The organism is Streptomyces blattellae (assembly GCF_009709555.1).
Classification (GTDB): Bacteria; Actinomycetota; Actinomycetes; order Streptomycetales; family Streptomycetaceae; genus Streptomyces; species Streptomyces blattellae.
Genome location: NZ_WJBG01000154.1, coordinates 44,055 through 62,356 on the forward strand (window position 1 = coordinate 44,055; position 18,302 = coordinate 62,356).

The following is an 18,302-nucleotide window of genomic DNA, read 5'->3' on the forward strand; positions in this document are numbered from 1 at the left end:
GTGGATCGTACGAAAGGGGGCGCCCGGCATAGCGCCGGGCGCCCGTGTTGATGTGAGAAGGGCTTACGTACGAACTACTGCGCCGCGTCCGCCGCCTGGGCCCTCAGCGCGCGCTCGACACCGGAGCGCGACTCCGAGATCAGCCGGCGCAGGGCCGCGTTCGGCCCGGCGGAGGTCAGCCAGGTGTCCGTCTTGGCCAGGGTTTCCTCGGAGACCTGGAGGGTCGGGTAGAGGCCGACGGCGATCTGCTGGGCGATCTCGTGGGAGCGGGACTCCCAGATGTCCTTCACGACCTCGAAGAACGTGTCGGTGTACGGCGCCAGCAGCTCGCGCTGGTCGGTCTGGACGAAGCCGGAGATGACCGCTTCCTGGACGGCGTTGGGCAGCTTGTCGGAGTCGATGACCGACGCCCAGGCGTCCGCCTTCGCCTCCGGGGTGGGCCGGGCCGCGCGCGCCGTGGCCGCGTGCCGCTCGCCCGCCGCCGTCTTGTCCCGCTCGTACTCGCCGGCGATCTCCGCCTCGTCGAACCGGCCGACGGCCGCGAGCCGCTGGACGAACGCCCAGCGCAGCTCGGTGTCGACGGCCAGGCCCTCGATCGTCTGCGAACCGTCCAGCAGCGCCTGAAGCAGGTCCAGCTGCTCCGGCGTACGAGCCGTCGCCGCGAACGCCCGCGCCCACGCCAGCTGGTGGTCGCCGCCCGGCGCCGCCGACCGCAGATGGGCCAGCGCGGCGTCGGTCCAGCGGGTGAGCAGGGCCTCGCGGGCGGCCGGGTCGGCGTACAGGTCGATCGCCAGCTTCACCTGGCGCTGCAGCGACTGCACCACACCGATGTCGGACTCCTTGCCGATGCCGGACAGCACGAGGGAGAGGTAGTCGCGGGTGGCGAGTTCCGCGTCCCGGGTCATGTCCCACGCCGACGCCCAGCACAGGGCACGCGGCAGCGACGCCTCGAAGTCGCCGAGGTGGTCCGTGACGAAGGACAGGGACCGCTCGTCCAGCCGGACCTTCGCGTACGACAGGTCGTCGTCGTTGAGCAGGATCACGGCCGGGCGGCGCTTGCCCACCAGCTGCGGTACGGCGGTCAGTTCGCCGTCGACGTCCAGCTCGACGCGGTCGTCACGCAGCAGCTTGCCGCTGTCGTCGTCCAGGTCGTACAGGCCGACGGCGATGCGGTGCGGGCGCAGCGCCGGCGTGCCCTTGGCGCCCGCCGGGAGCACCGGGGCCTCCTGGCGGATGGCGAAGGAGGTGATGACGCCGTTCGCGTCGGTCTCGATCTCCGGGCGCAGGACGTTGATGCCGGCCGTCTCCAGCCACAGCTTCGACCAGGTCTTCAGGTCGCGCCCGGAGGTCTCCTCCAGCGCGCCGAGGAGGTCCGACAGGCGCGTGTTGCCGTACGCGTGCGCCTTGAAGTACGCCTGTACGCCCCGGAAGAACTCGTCCATGCCGACGTACGCGACGAGCTGCTTGAGGACGCTCGCGCCCTTCGCGTACGTGATGCCGTCGAAGTTGACGAGCACGTCGTCGAGGTCGCGGATCTCGGCCATGATCGGGTGCGTCGAGGGCAGCTGGTCCTGGCGGTACGCCCACGTCTTCATGGAGTTGGCGAAGGTCGTCCAGGAGTGCGGCCAGCGCGAGTCGGGCGCGTAGGCCTGGCAGGCGATGGAGGTGTACGTGGCGAACGACTCGTTCAGCCACAGGTCGTTCCACCACTCCATGGTGACCAGGTCGCCGAACCACATGTGGGCCAGCTCGTGCAGGATCGTCTCGGCCCGCATCTCGTACGCGGCGTCGGTGACCTTGGACCGGAACACGTACTGGTCGCGGATGGTCACCGCGCCCGCGTTCTCCATCGCGCCCGCGTTGAACTCCGGCACGAACAACTGGTCGTACTTCTTGAACGGGTACGCGTAGTCGAACTTCTCCTGGAACCAGTCGAAGCCCTGCCGGGTCACCTCGAAGATCGCGTCCGAGTCGAGGAACTCGGCGAGCGAGGGCCGGCAGTAGATGCCGAGCGGGACGGACTGCCCGTTCTTCTCGTACACGCTGTGGACGGAGTGGTACGGCCCGACGACGAGCGCGGTGATGTACGTCGAGATCCGCGGCGTCGGCTCGAAGACCCAGGTGTCGTCCTTGGGCTCCGGCGTCGGAGAGTTGGAGACGACGGTCCAGCCGGTCGGCGCCTTGACGGTGAACTGGAACACGGCCTTCAGGTCCGGCTGCTCGAAGGAGGCGAAGACCCGGCGGGCGTCCGGCACCTCGAACTGGGTGTAGAGGTAGGCCTGGTTGTCGACGGGATCGACGAACCGGTGCAGGCCCTCTCCGGTGTTGGTGTACGCGCAGTCGGCGACCACACGGAGGATGTTGCGGCCCGCCAGCAGCCCCGGCAGGGCGATCCGGGAGTCGGCGAAGACCTCCGCGGGGTCGAGCGGGTCGCCGTTGAGGGTCACCTCGTGGACGGTTGGGGCGACCAGGTCGATGAAGGACTCCGCGCCGGTCTCGGTGACGTCGAAGCGCACCGTGGTCACGGACCGGTAGGTACCGCCCTCCTGCGCGCCGGAGAGGTCGAGATCGATCTCGTACGAGTCAACGGTGAGCAGCTTGGCTCGCTGCTGCGCCTCTTCGCGAGTCAGGTTTGTGCCAGGCACGCGGTCATCTCCTCGATATGTGTGGCTTCGGCGGTTCGGCCATCCTTCCATGGGACCTGCGCGCATGTCTCCGACGGTTCGGCAGGGGCCCCGCGGGTCCGTCGCGCTCGCGTCTCTGGGGGCGGCGCCCCGAGCCCCCGCTTCGGCCCTGAAGGGCCTTGTCCTCAAACGCCGGACGGGCTGGACGGGGCGAACGCCGTGTCCAAGTCCCGCCGGTCATCCGCACGCGCCCGTCCCGGACGGCCCCGGTGCTCGCGTATGCGAAGGGGCCGGGCGCTCGTGGGTGACCGGCCCGAGGCGCGGGCTCCAGGCGCAGGTGTTGCTGGCTTACCGGCGGCTGTTACTGGCCGCCCAGCTCCGCCGCCACCAGCTCCGCGATCTGCACCGCGTTCAGGGCCGCGCCCTTGCGGAGGTTGTCGCTGGAGACGAAGAGGGAGAGGCCGTTGTCGACGGTCTCGTCGGTGCGGATGCGGCCGACGTACGACGGGTCCCGGCCGGCCGCCTGGAGGGGGGTCGGGATGTCGGAGAGCTCCACGCCGGGGGCGTCGGCCAGCAGCTCGGTGGCGCGCTCGACGCTGATCGGGCGGGCGAAACGGGCGTTGACCTGGAGGGAGTGGCCGGAGAAGACCGGGACGCGCACGCAGGTGCCGGAGACCTTGAGCCCGGGGATCTCCAGGATCTTGCGGGACTCGTTGCGCAGCTTCTGCTCCTCGTCGGTCTCGTTCAGACCGTCGTCGACGAGGTTGCCGGCGAAGGGCAGCACGTTGAAGGCGATGGGGCGCTTGTAGACACCGGGCTCCGGGAAGTCGACCGCGCCGCCGTCATGCGTCAGCTTGTCCGCGTCGGCGATCACCTTCTGCGCCTGCCCGTGCAGCTCCGCCACGCCGGCCAGGCCGGAGCCGGACACGGCCTGGTAGGTGGCGACGACCAGCGCCTCCAGGCCTGCCTCCGCGTGCAGCGGCTTGAGCACCGGCATCGCGGCCATCGTGGTGCAGTTCGGGTTGGCGATGATGCCCTTGGGCCGGTCCGCGATCGCGTGCGGGTTCACCTCGGACACCACCAGTGGTACGTCCGGGTCCTTGCGCCAGGCCGAGGAGTTGTCGATCACGACCGCGCCCTGGGAGGCGACCTTCTCGGCCAGCGCCCTGGAGGTCGCGCCGCCCGCGGAGAACAGCACGATGTCCAGGCCGCTGTAGTCGGCGGTCGCCGCGTCCTCCACCGTCACGCCGTCCAGGGCCGTCCCCGCCGAGCGGGCCGAGGCGAACAGGCGCAGCTCGGTGACCGGGAAGGCACGCTCCGTGAGGATCCTGCGCATGACCGTGCCGACCTGCCCGGTGGCTCCGACGATTCCGACCCTCACGGCGACTCCCTCTGCGTGTACCTGCGTGTCTGCGGCGTCTCCATCATGCGGCCGACCCCGGTCCGCCTGTCCAATTCTTTGCGCTCCATGCCCGAGGAATGGAACACCGGGCAGTGTGACGTACACCTCGGACGATTTCCCGGACGATTTCCCCGGGGATCCGCCGAACGTTTCCGTGCGCTGCGGCGTCGTAGAGGAAACGCGGTGAGGGGGGTGGCTTGTGCTGCGCAGAAAGGCCCGCCGTGACCAGGGGCACGATGATCCTCTGGACGCGGCTCAGGAACGCCGGGTGCGAGCGGTGCTCGCACTGGGCGGCGTGCCGCAGACGGACCTGCCGGACGGGGTTCAGCAGGTCCGGCTGCGGCTCCTGGAGCGGGCGGCGAAGGGGTACGAGGCGCCGCGCGACGTCTCCGCGTGGGCGGCCGTCGTCGCCTCCAACCTCGCCATGGACTGGCACCGCGCCAAGCGCCGCCAGGAACGGCTCGGCGAGCGCCTGGCCTCGCTGCGCCAGCCTTCGCACCCCTCCGGCGAGGACACCAGCGTGCTCTCCCTCGCCGTCGCCCAGGGACTGGACGAGCTGCCCGACTCCCAGCGCCAGGTCGTGGTCCTGCGCTTCTACGCCGATCTGTCCGTCCGCTCGATAGCCGACGAACTCGGCATCCCGGAAGGCACGGTCAAGAGCAGGCTGCACACGGCGGTACGGGCTCTGCGCGCCCGCCTGCACGAGGACGAGGTGGTGTGACATGACCGCCGAACACAACGGCGCCGACGCGCTGATGGCGGCGCTCACCGGCGAGCCGCTCACGGACGAGGCCCGCGCGGACGCCGCCTTCCTGACCGAGCACGAGTCGGCTCTCGCCGATCTGGCGCTGCTGCGCGAGCAGTTGGGGTTCATCGGGGACACGCTGGCCGCCGAGCCGGCGAAGCAGCGGACCGGGAAACCCGCCCCGGTACGGCACCGGGGGCGCGGGACGCTCAGGGTCGCGCTGGGCGGGCTCGCGGTGGCGTGTGCCGCCGCGCTGTTCGCGGGGATGGGGTGGCTTGTCGTGCAGTCCGGGGGCAGTGCGAGCGACAGCGGCGCCGGCAGCGACAGCGCTGCCTCGGAAGACGCGGGGAAGGCGTCGGGGAAGGCGGAGAGCGCGTCGCAGAGCGGCGCCGGATACCTCGCCTGCGCCCGTCTCGTCGTCGAGGGCACGGTCACCGCCGTGGAGCCGGTCCCCGGCACCGCACAGGACCGGGTGACCCTGGACGTCACCCGCTACTACAAGCCCGCCAGGGGCGAGGACGAGATCGTCTTCGTCATGAGCGAGGACGTCGACCCCCGCCTGAGCAAGGGCGACCACACCCTGATCGGCATCCCGCGCGATGCCGCCTCGCCCGACATATGGACGGTCGGGGAGAAGGCCGTCGCACGCGAACGCGCCTGGATCACCCGGGCCCTGCCCGAGTCCCGCACCCTCACCTGCGAATGAGAAAGGGGCGGGCGCCCAAGCATCAAGGCCGCCCGCCCCGGTCACACGTACCGCACCACCGCACTATCTGGCTACCGCACTACGGCGTGACCTTCTCGATCTTCACGCTGCCGACGCCCGCGACCGTGCCGCGTGCGTTGACCAGCTGGACCTGGCCGAAGAACTCACGGCCCTCCGGAGCGGCCGCCGCGGCGGTGACGCTCGCGGAGACGGTCGCCGAGTCGCCCGTACCGAGCTTCACCGGCGTCTCGTCGACGGTGACGCTGCCGAGGGCGGTGGAGAAGAACACGTCCTGGTAGTCGTACGCCGTGGAGCCGGACGGCACCGCGTAGCCGATGACCAGGACGGTGTACGTACCGGCGGCCGGGTCCGGCACCGAGACGGCCTCCTCCGAGTCGCCGTCGGCGGAGCTGCCGACCTCGTTGCCGTCGGCGTCGAGGACCACCAGGTCCAGGTCGGCGGCCGTGTCGGAGACGTTGCCGATGGCCACGTCCAGCGCCGTGGCGCCCTCGGGCACCTCGACCGTGCTGGTCTGGGTCACGCCGTCCGCGATGGTCGGGCGGGCCGTCTTCGACGAGCCGAGCGGGCCGCCGGCCAGCGTGCCGTCCAGGGCGGCGAGGTTGTTGGTCGCCGTCCAGGACGCCTCGACCGGGGTGCCGACCTCGGCCTCGGGCACGGTCACGACCTCGGGGTCGAAGGCCGCGCCGTAGACGGCGACGTCGAGCGTGTACGGGTTGTCGAGCAGCGGCGACGTACGGCGCGACTCGACCTCGATCTCCCAGACACCGGCCTGCGGGTCGGCGTACGAGCGCACGTCGGGCTTGCAGCCGTTGCCGTCGAGGTAGTTGTTGTAGCAGAACGGCGTGGAGGTGTTGTCGACCGGAACGCCGTACGGGTGGATCGCGATGAACCGGGTCTGGCTCTTGCCCTTCAGCCCGCCGATCGCGACCTCCAGCGACCTCGCGCCCTCGGGCACGGTCACGAAGTACGACGTGGTGCTGTTGCGCTGCACGGAACCGGACGCGGAGTAGCTGTACTTCAGCGGCGCCGAGACCACGACGGTGCTCATGGCCTGCTTGTCGACGCCCTCGGTGCGCGGGTCGTCGATCTCCAGGATCGCGCTCTTGATGCCCGCGGACTTCGGCGCGGCCTGGACCTTGACGGTCACCGGCTGGTTCAGCGGCAGCCTGACGACGTCGGAGCCGACGATCCTGAACGTGCCGCCCGCGTTGTTCTCGAAGGACAGCTCGTGCGGCAGCGCCCGGTTCGCGCCGGACGTACGGGTGACGGTGACGTCGTACGTCTTCCTCTGCCCGGCCTTCAGGCCGCCCTCACGGTCGTACAGGCCGGTGCCGAAGCCGGGGGTCTCCAGCGCGAAGTCGATCGCGGTGTCGACCGGCGCCTTGATCGTGTAGTCGTGCGCGGTGGCGCCGTCCTCGATGGCCTCCCACGCGTCCACGACGTTGATCAGGCCCGCGCCCTCCTCGTACGCCTGCACACCGGGGATGTGGTCGGCGGTCGAGGTCAGGGCGGTGCGCAGCTTCGCCGGGGTGAGGTCGATGCCCTCCTGCCCGGCGGCGCTGAGCAGCAGCGCGGACGCGCCCGCCGCCTGCGGGGACGCCATCGAGGTGCCCTGGAGCATGCCGTAGCCGGCCGGCAGTGAGTAGCCCGCCTCGGCGACCGGGGTGCCCGGCAGCCAGGTCTGGATGGTGTTGATCGCGGCGCCGGGCGCGGAGAGCGTCGGGGTGAAGCCGCCGTCCTCACGCGGGCCGCGGGAGGAGAACGGCATCATCGCGTACGACTTCCGCACCTGCGAGCCGTAGTTGGCGGCCCAGGTCTCCCTGGAGATGGTCGCGCCGACCGAGATGACCTTGTCGGCCAGGCCCGGGTCGCCGATGGTGTTCGCGCCGGGGCCGGAGTTGCCCGCGGAGATCACCAGCTGCACGCCGTACTCGTCGATGAGCCGCGTGTACAGCTCGGCGCGCGCGTTGTTGCCGTCGTTGAGGGAGGGCAGGCCGCCGATCGACATGTTGACGATGTCGACGCCGCGCCGGGTGACCAGGTCGATCATGCCCTCGGTGAGCGCGATGTTGGTGCAGGTGCCGGACCAGGTGCAGGCGCGGGAGGAGACGATCTGCGCGCCGGGGGCGGCACCGTCCATCTCGCCGCCGAACAGGCCGTTGGCGGCGGTGATGCCGGCGACGTGCGTGCCGTGCTCGGACTCGATGACGCCGATGTTGACGAAGTCGGCCTTCGCGCCGGCCCCGTTGTAGACGACGTCCTTGCGGATCTCGACGACGAACGGCTGGCGCTCGGCGACCTCGGTGGCCGGGTCGTCGGTGCCGAAGTACCCGATCTGGAAGCCGTCCTTGTACGGCTTCATCGGCGCGTCGTCACCGAAGTCGTGATTGTTGTTCAGGTCGACGCGGACCGTGCCGGCCGCGGCGTCGTAGAGGACGCCCCAGGAGTCGGTCGTGTCGCCGTCCCGGTTCGCGTCGCCGTCCGCGTCGCCGCCGGTGGTGGACGACTCCAGGAACGTGCTGATCCGATACGAACCCGCGGGCGCCGTCCAGGTCGTGCCGCCGTAGGTGAAGGTCGGCCCGGACACCGAGGTGTCCATCCGGCGCCAGGTCCGGTCGCCGTCCACGACCGGGTCGGTCGCGGTCACCCAGTCGGTGATCTTGCGTTCGCCGGTGGTGGTCTTCTGCAGTGCCGGGTGGGCCAGGTCCACGCCCGAGTCCAGGACGCCGATGGTGACACCGCGGCCGTCCGCCTCCGGGTTCTCGTCCACGAAGTCGACGGCGCCCGTCTCGTGGGACGGGTTGTACGGGTTCTCGGCGGGGGTGTTCTTGCCGGGGGCCGGGTAAGTGCCCGTGGCCGTCCCGCCCTTGGCGGTGTCCGCGCTGGGCGTCGGGTCGTCGAGCGGTATCTCCTCGCGCAGGTCGATGCCGTGCACGGAGGACAGCTTCGTGGCGTCGGCGATGGCCGAGTCGGCCTTCGCGGTGGGGACGGTGGCACGGACGTAGCCGAGCTTGTCGTACGTACGGCCCACCAGGCCGCCCTTGACGGAGTCGAGCTGCTCGGCGACCTGCTCGGTCCTGCCGGGGGCCGTGGCCACCATCATGGTGACGGTCTTGTCGCCGTCGGCCTTCGCCTCGGCGAGCAGATCGGCGTCGTCCGAACCGAGCTTGTCGTGAGCGGACTTGACGGTGGCGTCGGCCGCGGGCGCGGCCTGGTCGGCGGACATGGCCATGGGTATCGGCCCGGCCGCGGAGAGCGCGGCGACGAGACCCGCGGTCACGGCTGTTCGGGCCATACGCCTTGCACCCGATATCGGATCGCGCTGGGGGGTGAGGGTCATCGGCATCCCTTGTAGCTAAAGGAACGGTTGTGGCGCGACCGGGCCGATCAACCCCGGTCACGTCGGTCCGGAATGCGAACCCGGACGATCGCACAGCTTTACGCAAGGGACTGTTGTTCGGGGAGTGTTGACCGAAACGATATGCATGTGTGGGGAAAACCCGCGATGATCTTTAGGGTCATACCTCCCGAACGCGGCGATGTCACCCCCTGTTCGGGCTGCTGCCCCTCAGCCCTCCTTCCCGACGACTAATGTCCCTGCATGCGCGAGAGGTTGAGGGTGGCGGCCTACGCCATGTGCGTTCGCGACGGACGGCTCCTGCTCGCCTGCGGCAAACGCGAAGGGGACGGCATACCCGAGTGGACCCTGCCCGGCGGCGGCATGTGGCACGGCGAGGATCCCTACGACACGGTCCTGCGGGAGGTCGAGGAGGAGACCGGATACCGGATCGAGGTCACCGGACTGCTCGGCGTGCACTCCCGGCACGCCACCATCCCCCGCCGCCTCGGCCGCTCCGTGGACCACCACGGCGTCCGCCTCGTCTACGAGGGCCGTGTCATCGGCGGCGAACTGCGCCCCGAGATCGGCGGCTCCACGGACCTGGCCGCCTGGCACGACCTGGCCGCCGTATCCGACCTGACCCGCGTCGGCCTCGTCGACATCGGCCTGCGGCTGTGGCGGGAGCGGCCGGTGGCGGGGCGGGTTCCGCAGGACCGGGACCAGCTCAGTACCCCCGAAGATGAACGCTGAGTGACCGCGTCCCGGCCGTTCGCCGAGCGGACGAGTACGCGCGGGGTAGTCCAAGATCGACGTACGGCGATCGGCGCCGCGCGTTGCGGTCTCGTTCACGTGCAGGTCACCCCTGCTGCCAACGATCCAGTACGAGCGGACAGTTCGCGTCAGCGACGGTCCGTGACCACTGTCGACGCGTTCGCACTCGGGGAGACACGCGCATGTCGCGGATACGCTCTGTCGCCAGCTCCGCGCTGGGGGTCCACCGTCGTACGCTGCTCGCCGCCACCGGGGCGGTGTCCCTGTCCGCGGGTCTCGGCTACGCCCTGCGGCCCACCGACAGCCAGGCCGCCACCGCCACCGCCACCGCCACCGCCCCCGCCACCACCGCCGAAGCGCGCGCCACCGCCGGCGAGCCGGTCACCGCCGCACCCCTGGCGCCCTACACGCACGGCACCACGCTCGCCCAGGTCGCCGCCCCCCGCACCTCCTCCGGCTACCGGCGACTGGGGTCCGGCCCCGGCTGGCAGCGGGTCGTCCGCAGCGAGCTGGCCGCGCCGAAGTCGGGGCGCGCGGGCCGCCGTACCGCGCTTGCCGCGTTCGTACAGCTCACCGATCTGCATCTGATCGACAGCCAGCACCCGCTGCGCCTGGAGTTCCTCCGCTCGACGGACGTGCACGCCTGGCGGCCGCAGGAGGCGCTGACCGTGCCGGGGGCGATCTCGCTGGTGGAGCGGGTCAACGCGCTGCGGGGAGCCCCCGTCACCGGCTCCCCGCTGCACTTCGCCATGACCACCGGCGACAACACGGACAACAATGCCAAGTCCGAGCTGGAGTGGTTCCTGACGATCATGAGCGGCGGCCGGGTCACCCCCGACTCCGGTGACCCGCGGCACTACGAGGGCGTCCAGAACAGCGGCCTCAAGCAGTACTGGCAGCCGGACTCCACCGCCCGCGACGCCGACAAGCAGCTCGGCTTCCCGCACATCGAGGGCTTTCTGGCCGCCGCGATCCGCGAGATGAACAGCCCCGGCCTCACCATCCCCTGGTACTCCACCGTCGGCAACCACGACGCCATGCCGCTGGGCACATACGGCCACGGCGACTCCTACCTCGCCGAGTTCGCCGTCGGCGGCAAGAAGCTGATGAGCCTGTCGGCGTCCGAGGCGAAGAAGCTCCAGGACACGCTCAAGGGCGACACGGACCCCAAGGGGACCTGGTTCCGCGATCTGCTGCGGGCGCACTCCCGCGACCTGCGCTCGGTCACCCCGGACGACAACCGCGCCCCGTTCACCGCCGCCGAGTACGTCGAGGCCCACCTGGACCCGGCGTACCAGGGCGTGGGCCCGGCCGGGCACGGCTACTCCGCGGCGAACGTCGAGGCGGGCACCCAGTACTACAGCTTCCGCATCTCCGACGACGTCATCGGCATCAGCCTCGACACCACCGACGCGGGCGGCCACTACAACGGGTCCGTCGGAGCGAGCCAGTTGAGGTGGCTGGAGCGGACGCTGCGGCAGAACAAGGGTTCCTACGCGCTCGTCTTCAGCCACCACACCAGCGGCACGATGACCAACCTGCGCCCCGATCCGGCCCGCCCGAACGACCGCCGGCACGGCGGCGAGGACGTCCTCGCCGTACTCGGCCGCCACACCAACGTCGTCGCCTGGGTGAACGGCCACATCCACCGGAACGTCATCACCCCGCACACCGCATCGGGCGGCCACTCCTTCTGGGAGATCTCCACCGCCTCCCACGTGGACTTCCCCCAACTCGCCCGGGTCGTCGAGGTGGTGGACAACAAGGACGGCACACTGTCCCTGTTCACCACCCTCATCGAATCCGCGGCCCCGCACCGCACGGACTTCACCGACCTCTCCCAGACCGGCCTGGCCGCGCTCTACCGCGAACTCTCCTTCAACGCCCCGGGCGCCAGCACGACCCAGGCGGGGGAGCCGGGGGACCGGAACGCGGAGCTGGTGCTGAAGAAGGTCTGAACCGTGCGAGCGTGAGTGATTGGCACGTTTGGGCCACGGGCTCCCAGCAAGGGGGCACGGGAGGCTGGCTCAAACCTGCCAATTGGCGCGCGGAGCCGGAAGTCAGGCGCGGAGGTTGGTGATGAACGCGGTCCACGCCGTGAGGGGGAGAAAGAGGGCGGGGCCGGTGGGGTTCTTGGAGTCGCGGATGGCGATGGCGGGGGCGAGGTGGGCGACTTCGACGCAGTTCTGGCCGGTGCCGTCGCTGTACGACGACTTGAACCAGGCGTAGTCCGGCGCGAGTTCGGGGGCAGTGGGATGCGTGGGCATGGCTACAGCTCTCGTTCTAGTCGGTGCAGGAAGCCGGGCGTGTCCTCAGGTGGCAGCGCCGATGCTGTCATGGCGTCGAACCGGCGGACGAAGCGGTCGACTTCACGGCGCTTGTCCGAGGTGTGCGTCGCGCCCCAGGCGCTGTCGATCTGGACACGCGGCGGGAGATCGTCGCCGAGGTCGAGGATCGCAAAGTCGTTGGCGGAGCGGTAACCGGGCCGGAAAGGCAGCACCTGGACGGTGACGTGGTCCCAGGACGACATCGTCACGAGTTTCTCGAACTGCTCGTGCATCACCTCGGCGCCTCCGACCGGATACCGGAGTGCTGCCTCTCCCAGGATCACTCGGAGCTTGACGGGGTCCTCCCTGGTGAGCACTTCCTGGCGCTTCATTCGTAGCTCCACGCTACTGCGGACGAACTCGGAGGTGTGCTCCTCGACGGGCTTGTGCGCTTCAAGGAGGGCATGGGCATAGCGCTGCGTCTGAAGCAGGCCATACACCAGGGTGGGGTGATACGCCCGCATGCTGCGAGCCTCCGGCTCAAGGCCCACGAACGACGGCATCCCGGTCGGCATGAGGCCACGGAACTGCGTCAGCCAGTCCTGATGGCCGGACTCCCGATTGAGGTTGATCAGCGACTCGATGACGTCCTCGTCGTTGACGCCGTACTTGTCCAACAACTTGCGCAGATCACCGACGTTCCGGAAGTTCAACGCCCCGGTCTCGATCCTCAGCAGCGTGGCTTCGGAGACGCGCAGCCCTTGTACCGCCTGCTTCCGGGTGAGCCCGCCTCCGCGATCACCGAGGCCGCAGCTCTCCCGCAACTGGCGCAGTTGAAGGCCAAGTTCGAGCCGCTGGCCGGTCCGCCCGCGCTTTGCTGCCATGTGCACCGTCCGCGTGCTGTTGTACGTGTCGTTTGACCTTGCGTGCCGAGTGTGACACGGCGTGTACGACCCGTGCAGCTGCTTGTGCAGATGCGGGCATAGTCCATTTCTGACTGCTCAGAAATTTCTGAGCAGTTTCGATTGCAGCTCGATTTGCAGTGTCGTCACCGTGATTGAGAAGCCCGTCCCACGGAAGGCACCCCCATGCACGACTGGTCCATGGGTTACCCCATGACCCTCCCCAGCGTCCGCCTCGCCCGCCTCCACGTCCGCCGTCTGCTGACGATGTGGAACTGGCCCGGTGACATCGGCGACGCCGTCCTCGTCACCTCCGAACTCGTCGCCAACGCCGCACGGCACGCCAAGGTCGTAGGGCATCAACTGTGGCTGCGGCTGGCTGTGTTGGAGGATGGCGGGTTGGTTATCGACGTGTCGGACCCGGTGCGCGCGTTTCCGGAGATCCGTGAGGAGCCCGACGGGGAGGGCGGCCGGGGGCTGCTGGTCGTGGCCCAACTCGCCGCCGAGCTGGAGTGGTTCCTGCGCGCGGACGTCGGCAAGACGGTCCGGGCACGGTTGACGGCGATGACAAGGTGACCGTCGGCCACTCGCTTCTTCACCAGTGTCGTGCTTCCGCGAGCCGAGTAAAGGGCGCTGCGCGTCGCCTTCGGCGATGGCCCTCCGGGCCACCCTTGACTCGGCTCGCTCCAGCACGCGAGGGGAGCGAGCGAGCGGCCGGGAGGAAAGCGGGGCCCAGGTGGGCCGACCTCTCGGGTCGCTCGGGCGGTGGGTCGGGGTTGGGGAACGCGATCGCGGGTCGGGGGACGCCGGGTGTGTTTGGCGGCGAGCGGTGCCTGGGGGTGTGGGGCGCATCCGCCGGGTGGCGGCATGCCGGGTGAGGTCGGCGGCTTGCGGTGAGTGGTTGGTGCGGGACGCGTCGGCTGGGCGGGGCACACCGGGGAGGCCTGGCGGCAGGCGGTGGGTCGGTCGCTGCTGTGCGTGGGGGCGCGAGTGTTGTGGGTGTGCGTCGGTGGGTTCGGCGGCAGGCTTGGTGTCGGGGTGGGCCGGGGCTGTGGCGGCCGCTGGCTGTGGTGCCCCGGCCCTGGATCTCTGATCGGTTGCCGGCGGGCAAGGGATTGGTAGATTTGTCTCACTCCAGCGGCGCGGAAGCCCAGGACAGGCCCCACCTGCGTGAGACAAATGCGCCAATCACCTCCCCAGCCGGGACCGGTGGGACCGATGTGATAGACGAGGCGCCAGCATCGCCGCTGGGCCCGGCCTGGGATGTGTCACCGGCTGTCCGCTGCCAACCCCGCCGGTCCGTACGCCGTGTACGTCGAACCCCGGGTGTAGTACCGCTCCCGCTTCTTCACCCGGGAGCGCTGCTGCTGCCTGTACGTCCGTGTGCCCTCCGACCTGCCGTCGACGTAGCCGTAGATCTCCAACATCGAGGGTGGCGACTCCGTGCCCACGCTTGCCGCTGCTTACCCGGTTGGCCAAGGCGCTGGACGCGGCGCTGACGATCGACCTGGACGGTGACTCCTCTCCCCTCCTGATGCCGGTCCCGGTCTGGCATTACCGGGGCAGCACCACGACATACGCGGCCGGATCGCGGTCCGCCGACGCCATCAGGGCGGTGCGGACGACCGTCGCCTGCTGCTCCGTCGAGTCCCGGAGCTTCTTCGGCGTGATGTGGACGACGGTGATGCCCAGGCGCTCCAAGTGCTCGCGCTTGCGGGCGTATTCGGACCACAGGGCGTCGTCGTCGTGCCGAAGGCCTTGGCGGGGGGCCCGGGTGTCGAGTTCCACCGCGACCGCCTGCTCCGGCCAGTACGCGTCCAGGCCGCCGAGGTGGGGTCCACCGGGTAGCCGCAGGTCGACGTTCCACACCGGGTCGGGCAGGCCGGACTCGCTGACCATGCGGTACAGCCGGTCCTCCGCGATCGCGCGGCCCTCGGCCAGCAGGGAGTCCACCGCGTCGACGACGTGCGGGCGGCTGAGCAGCTTGGCGTTGTTCAGTTCCCGGACGACGGAGGCCGGTTCGCAGTGACCGCCGCGCACGGCTTCGGTGAGGAGACGGCGTACGGCGCCCGCGTCCGCGAGGCCCGAGACCGCGTCGGCGAGCGCGCGGGGCACGGGGGCGACCGGGACGCCCGCGACGTGCTGCGGGGTGGGCAGGGCCGCCGTACGGACGATCCGGGCCGGCCCGGTCGAGCGCAGCCGGCGCAGCCGGGGGACCAGGACGTCGAGCGTCTCCAGGGACAGCAGTGGGGGAGCGGAGGTGAAACCGTGGAGGGCCAGCGCCGCGTGGCCCGTGATCATCGCCTCCGCGTACACCGGCCGGTGCGGGTCGTCCGCGCCCGGCTGGGCCGGCACGCCCGGGGACGACTCGCGCGCCGCGTACATCAGCACCGCGTGCAGCCGCTCCTCGCCGGTCGGCGGGCCCGGGTGGAGCAGGAAGACGCCCGGCAGGATCTGCTGCCAGGTGCCGCCGGGCCGGCACTGGTCGTTCGCGTCGGCCGTGGACACACCGTGCGAGCGGAGCTGAGCCGCGGTCATGACGCGGCGGTGCACCTCGGAGAGGTGACGGAGGGGGCGGGGGGAGAGCGGGGTGTTGTGGTTCATGAACCGGAGGCTTCCGCGTCCGATCCGACCTTTAACCGCTGTTACACGCCCGTCGACAAAAGCGGACAACGTGGCATTAAAGGACGGGTGTTCGGGTGCCGAGTAGGCAGGGAAAACCCCTGGTCCGTTCGGGTTGGGCCAGGGGTTACGGCTGCTATTGGCTGAATTCCGTAACGGTCACGGAGGCCGTGACCGTTGGCCAAAGGTCCTATGCGGTTGACGCCGCCGCCGCGTCACATGCCTGCCCCCGCAGCCCCCGCGCCAGGTCGTCCCGCGCCTCCAGCACCAGCCGTCGCAGGGCCGGTGCCGCCGTCTCGTGTGCCGACAGCCAGGCGTCCGTGGCGGCCAGGGTGCCCTCGGAGTCCTGCAGCCCCGGGAACAGCCCCCGCACCACGTCCATCCCGATCTGGATCGACCGCTCCGACCACACCCGCTCGATGGCCGCGAAGTACTTCTCGGCGTACGGCGCGGTCAACTCCCGCTGCGACGGCTGTGAGAAACCCGCGATCGTCGCCTCGACCAGCGCGTTGGACAGCGCGTCGGACTCGACGACCTGCGCCCAGGCCTGCGCCTTGACCGCGACCGAGGGACGGGCGGCGAGGCAGCGGACCTGGTGGCGCTTGCCGGACGCGGTGTCGTCCCGGGCCAGCTCCGCGTCCAGCGCCTTCTCGTCGGCGAACCCGTGCACGACCAGCGGCTCCAGGAACACCCACCGCAGCTCCTGGTCGACCTTCAGTCCCTCGACGGCCGACGTGCCGTCCAGCAGGCCCCGCAGTGTCTCGAAGGCTCCCGCGTCCTCGGCCGTCCGGGCGTAGAAGCGCGCCCACGCCAGCTGGTGCTCGCTGCCCGGCTCGGCGCGGTACAGCTCGCGCTCGGCGCATTCGGAAAGCCGCGCACCACCCCGCACCCGCCACTCCGGTGCCGCGTAGTGCACCAGCGCCGACTCCGCCCACGCGTGCAGCATCTGCACCACGCCGATCTGCGACTCCCGGCCCGCGAACCGCAGCACCAGGTCCACGAAGTCCCGCGCCGGCAGCAGCGCGTCCCGCGTCATGTTCCACAGCGCCGACCAGCACAGGGCGCGGGCCAGCGGGTCGGTGAGGTCGCCCAGTCCGTCCCGCAGCGTCTCCAGCGAGGTCGCGTCGAAGCGGATCTTGCAGTACGTCAGGTCGTCGTCGTTGACCAGCACCAGCTCCGGCGCCGCCGCACCCGCCAGCTCCGCCACCACCGTACGCGCGCCCTCGACGTCCACCTCGGCTCGCGCGTACCGCTCCAGGCCGCCGCCCGCGGCCCGCCGGTACAGGCCCACCGCGACACGGTGCGGGCGCAGCTCGGGGTGGCCCGCCGACGGAGTCGGCTGATCGAGCACAGCGGGGGCCTCCTGCACCACCGCCAGCTCGTCGATACGCCCCTCCGCGTCCAGCAGCACCTGCGGAGTCAGCGAGTTCACGCCCGCCGTCTGCAGCCAGGACCGCGCCCACGCCGCCATGTCCCGGCCGCTGGTCTCCTCCAGCACGGACAGCAGATCGCCGAGGCGCGTGTTGCCGTAAGCGTGCCGCTTGAAGTAGCGCCGTGCGCCCTCCAGGAACGCGTCCTGACCGACGTACGCGACGAGTTGCTTCAGTACGGACGCCCCCTTGGCGTACGTGATGCCGTCGAAGTTGAGCTTGGCGTCCTGGAGGTCGCGGATGTCGGCCGTGATGGGGTGGGTGGACGGCAGCTGATCGGCGCGGTACGCCCATGCCTTGCGGCGGTTGGCGAAGGTGATCCAGCCGTCCTGGAAGCGGGTCGCGCCGACCAGCGCGAACGCGCCCATGAAGTCGGCGAAGGACTCCTTCAGCCACAGGTCGTCCCACCACTCCATGGTGACCAGGTCGCCGAACCACATGTGCGCCATCTCGTGCAGCACGACGTTCGCGCGGCCCTCGTACGACGCCTGCGTCACCTTGCCCCGGAAGATGAACTCCTCCCGGAAGGTGACCAGTCCCGGGTTCTCCATCGCGCCGAGGTTGTACTCGGGCACGAACGCCTGGTCGTACTTCCCGAAGGGGTACGGGTAGTCGAAGTGGTCGTGGAAGAAGTCCAGACCCTGCTTGGTCACCAGGAACACGTCGTCGGCGTCGAAGTAGGGGGCGAGTCCCTTGCGGCACAGGGCGCTGAGGGGGATCTCCAGCGCCGTGCCGTCGGCGAAGGTACGGGAGTACGAGTCCGTGACGTAGTGGTACGGCCCCGCCACGACGCAGGTGATGTACGTCGAGATCGGCTTGGTCTCCGCGAACCTCCATACGCCGTCCGCGAGTTCACCGACGCCGTTGCTCCACACCGTCCACTCCTCGGGCGCCCGCACCTCGAAGCGGAACGGGGCCTTGAGGTCCGGCTGCTCGAAGCCCGCGAAGACGCGGCGGGAGTCGGCGGGCTCGTACTGCGTGTAGAGGTAGACCTCGCCGTCCTCGGGGTCGACGAAGCGGTGCAGGCCCTCGCCGGTGCGGGAGTAGGCGCACTGGGCGTCGACGACGAGTTCGTTGTCGGCGGCGAGGTCCTCCAGGGTGATCCGCGAGCCGTCGAAGACCTCGCTGGGGTCCAGGTCCTTGCCGTTGAGGGAGACGGCGGTCACACTCGGCGCGATCAGGTCCGCGAAGCTGGTGGCGCCGGGCTCGGCGCAGCGGAAGCGGATCGTGGTGACCGAGCGGAAGGTGCGCGGCGCCTGGTCGTCCAAGTCCCCGTCGCCGGTGGCGGAACGCACGTCGAGGGACACGTCGTACCCGTCGACGGACAGCAGGGCGGCCCGCTCCCGGGCCTCGTCGCGGGACAGATTCTCACCGGGCACGGGCGGCACTCCCTCGGGGATGTGTTCAGTATGCGGACAGCGCTGATCCTGCCATGCGGCTCTGACATGCGGCATCAGGGAATGACCGGGCGG

General features: G+C 70.3%; 13 protein-coding genes. 5 read left to right on the forward strand and 8 right to left on the reverse strand.

Going from position 1 to position 18,302, the window contains the following annotated elements:
* Positions 1-74: 74 nt before the first annotated feature.
* Positions 75-2,645 carry an aminopeptidase N gene (gene pepN / locus GFH49_RS18175; protein ID WP_155057025.1) on the reverse strand — a complete coding sequence of 857 codons (2,571 nt, stop codon included), beginning with the start codon at positions 2,643-2,645 and terminating at the stop codon, positions 75-77.
* A 340-nt stretch (positions 2,646-2,985) separates the two neighbouring features.
* The gene (locus GFH49_RS18180; protein WP_155057027.1) at positions 2,986-4,005 is read right to left on the reverse strand and encodes an aspartate-semialdehyde dehydrogenase; all 1,020 of its coding nucleotides are present in this window, start codon (positions 4,003-4,005) and stop codon (positions 2,986-2,988) included.
* Positions 4,006-4,225: 220 nt separating this feature from the next.
* On the opposite strand from GFH49_RS18180, the gene GFH49_RS18185 reads away from it, so the two are divergent.
* Both GFH49_RS18185 and GFH49_RS18190 read left to right on the forward strand, forming a co-directional pair.
* Positions 4,226-4,747 carry a sigma-70 family RNA polymerase sigma factor gene (locus tag GFH49_RS18185; RefSeq protein WP_155057029.1) on the forward strand — a complete coding sequence of 174 codons (522 nt, stop codon included), beginning with the start codon at positions 4,226-4,228 and terminating at the stop codon, positions 4,745-4,747.
* A 1-nt stretch (position 4,748) separates the two neighbouring features.
* Positions 4,749-5,477 carry a hypothetical protein gene (locus tag GFH49_RS18190; RefSeq protein ID WP_155057031.1) on the forward strand — a complete coding sequence of 243 codons (729 nt, stop codon included), beginning with the start codon at positions 4,749-4,751 and terminating at the stop codon, positions 5,475-5,477.
* A 79-nt stretch (positions 5,478-5,556) separates the two neighbouring features.
* Here GFH49_RS18190 and GFH49_RS18195 read toward each other — a convergent pair whose 3' ends face one another.
* On the reverse strand, positions 5,557-8,838 hold the full coding sequence (locus GFH49_RS18195; protein ID WP_155057033.1) for a S8 family serine peptidase: 3,282 nt from the start codon (positions 8,836-8,838) through the stop codon (positions 5,557-5,559).
* Between the two features lie 261 nt (positions 8,839-9,099).
* Between GFH49_RS18195 and GFH49_RS18200 the strand changes: the two genes are divergently transcribed.
* Entirely contained in the window at positions 9,100-9,588 is a 489-nt protein-coding gene (locus GFH49_RS18200) for an NUDIX hydrolase (protein ID WP_155057035.1), read from the forward strand.
* Between the two features lie 203 nt (positions 9,589-9,791).
* On the forward strand, positions 9,792-11,567 hold the full coding sequence (locus GFH49_RS18205) for a TIGR03767 family metallophosphoesterase (RefSeq protein WP_155057036.1): 1,776 nt from the start codon (positions 9,792-9,794) through the stop codon (positions 11,565-11,567).
* A 102-nt stretch (positions 11,568-11,669) separates the two neighbouring features.
* Here the strand turns inward: GFH49_RS18205 and GFH49_RS18210 are convergent, their stop codons facing one another.
* Together GFH49_RS18210 and GFH49_RS18215 are read right to left on the reverse strand one after the other, a co-directional pair.
* Complete coding sequence (locus GFH49_RS18210; protein WP_155057038.1) at positions 11,670-11,876, reverse strand: DUF397 domain-containing protein; 207 nt, start codon at positions 11,874-11,876, stop codon at positions 11,670-11,672.
* A gap of 2 nt (positions 11,877-11,878) precedes the next feature.
* The gene (locus tag GFH49_RS18215; protein WP_155057040.1) at positions 11,879-12,760 is read right to left on the reverse strand and encodes a helix-turn-helix domain-containing protein; all 882 of its coding nucleotides are present in this window, start codon (positions 12,758-12,760) and stop codon (positions 11,879-11,881) included.
* Between the two features lie 204 nt (positions 12,761-12,964).
* On the opposite strand from GFH49_RS18215, the gene GFH49_RS18220 reads away from it, so the two are divergent.
* A complete protein-coding gene (locus GFH49_RS18220; RefSeq protein WP_155057041.1) occupies positions 12,965-13,354 on the forward strand; it encodes an ATP-binding protein in 390 nt (129 codons plus the stop codon).
* Between the two features lie 692 nt (positions 13,355-14,046).
* Here GFH49_RS18220 and GFH49_RS18225 read toward each other — a convergent pair.
* The 3 genes from GFH49_RS18225 to pepN (GFH49_RS18235) form a co-directional block, all read right to left on the reverse strand.
* Entirely contained in the window at positions 14,047-14,205 is a 159-nt protein-coding gene (locus GFH49_RS18225) for a hypothetical protein (RefSeq protein ID WP_155057043.1), read from the reverse strand.
* Between the two features lie 127 nt (positions 14,206-14,332).
* The gene (locus GFH49_RS18230) at positions 14,333-15,382 is read right to left on the reverse strand and encodes a hypothetical protein (RefSeq protein WP_155057045.1); all 1,050 of its coding nucleotides are present in this window, start codon (positions 15,380-15,382) and stop codon (positions 14,333-14,335) included.
* Positions 15,383-15,590: 208 nt separating this feature from the next.
* On the reverse strand, positions 15,591-18,209 hold the full coding sequence (pepN, locus tag GFH49_RS18235; RefSeq protein WP_155057047.1) for an aminopeptidase N: 2,619 nt from the start codon (positions 18,207-18,209) through the stop codon (positions 15,591-15,593).
* Positions 18,210-18,302: the final 93 nt, after the last annotated feature.

Bases quoted from the DNA above. Each gene is read 5' to 3' on its own strand.
- GFH49_RS18190 (WP_155057031.1), top strand. From the start codon at position 4,749: ATGACCGCCGAACACAACGGCGCCGACGCGCTGATGGCGGCGCTCACC.
- GFH49_RS18195 (WP_155057033.1), bottom strand. From the start codon at position 8,838: ATGACCCTCACCCCCCAGCGCGATCCGATATCGGGTGCAAGGCGTATG.
- GFH49_RS18200 (WP_155057035.1), top strand. From the start codon at position 9,100: ATGCGCGAGAGGTTGAGGGTGGCGGCCTACGCCATGTGCGTTCGCGAC.
- GFH49_RS18205 (WP_155057036.1), top strand. From the start codon at position 9,792: ATGTCGCGGATACGCTCTGTCGCCAGCTCCGCGCTGGGGGTCCACCGT.
- GFH49_RS18210 (WP_155057038.1), bottom strand. From the start codon at position 11,876: ATGCCCACGCATCCCACTGCCCCCGAACTCGCGCCGGACTACGCCTGG.
- GFH49_RS18215 (WP_155057040.1), bottom strand. From the start codon at position 12,760: ATGGCAGCAAAGCGCGGGCGGACCGGCCAGCGGCTCGAACTTGGCCTT.
- GFH49_RS18220 (WP_155057041.1), top strand. From the start codon at position 12,965: ATGCACGACTGGTCCATGGGTTACCCCATGACCCTCCCCAGCGTCCGC.
- GFH49_RS18225 (WP_155057043.1), bottom strand. From the start codon at position 14,205: ATGTTGGAGATCTACGGCTACGTCGACGGCAGGTCGGAGGGCACACGG.
- GFH49_RS18230 (WP_155057045.1), bottom strand. From the start codon at position 15,382: ATGAACCACAACACCCCGCTCTCCCCCCGCCCCCTCCGTCACCTCTCC.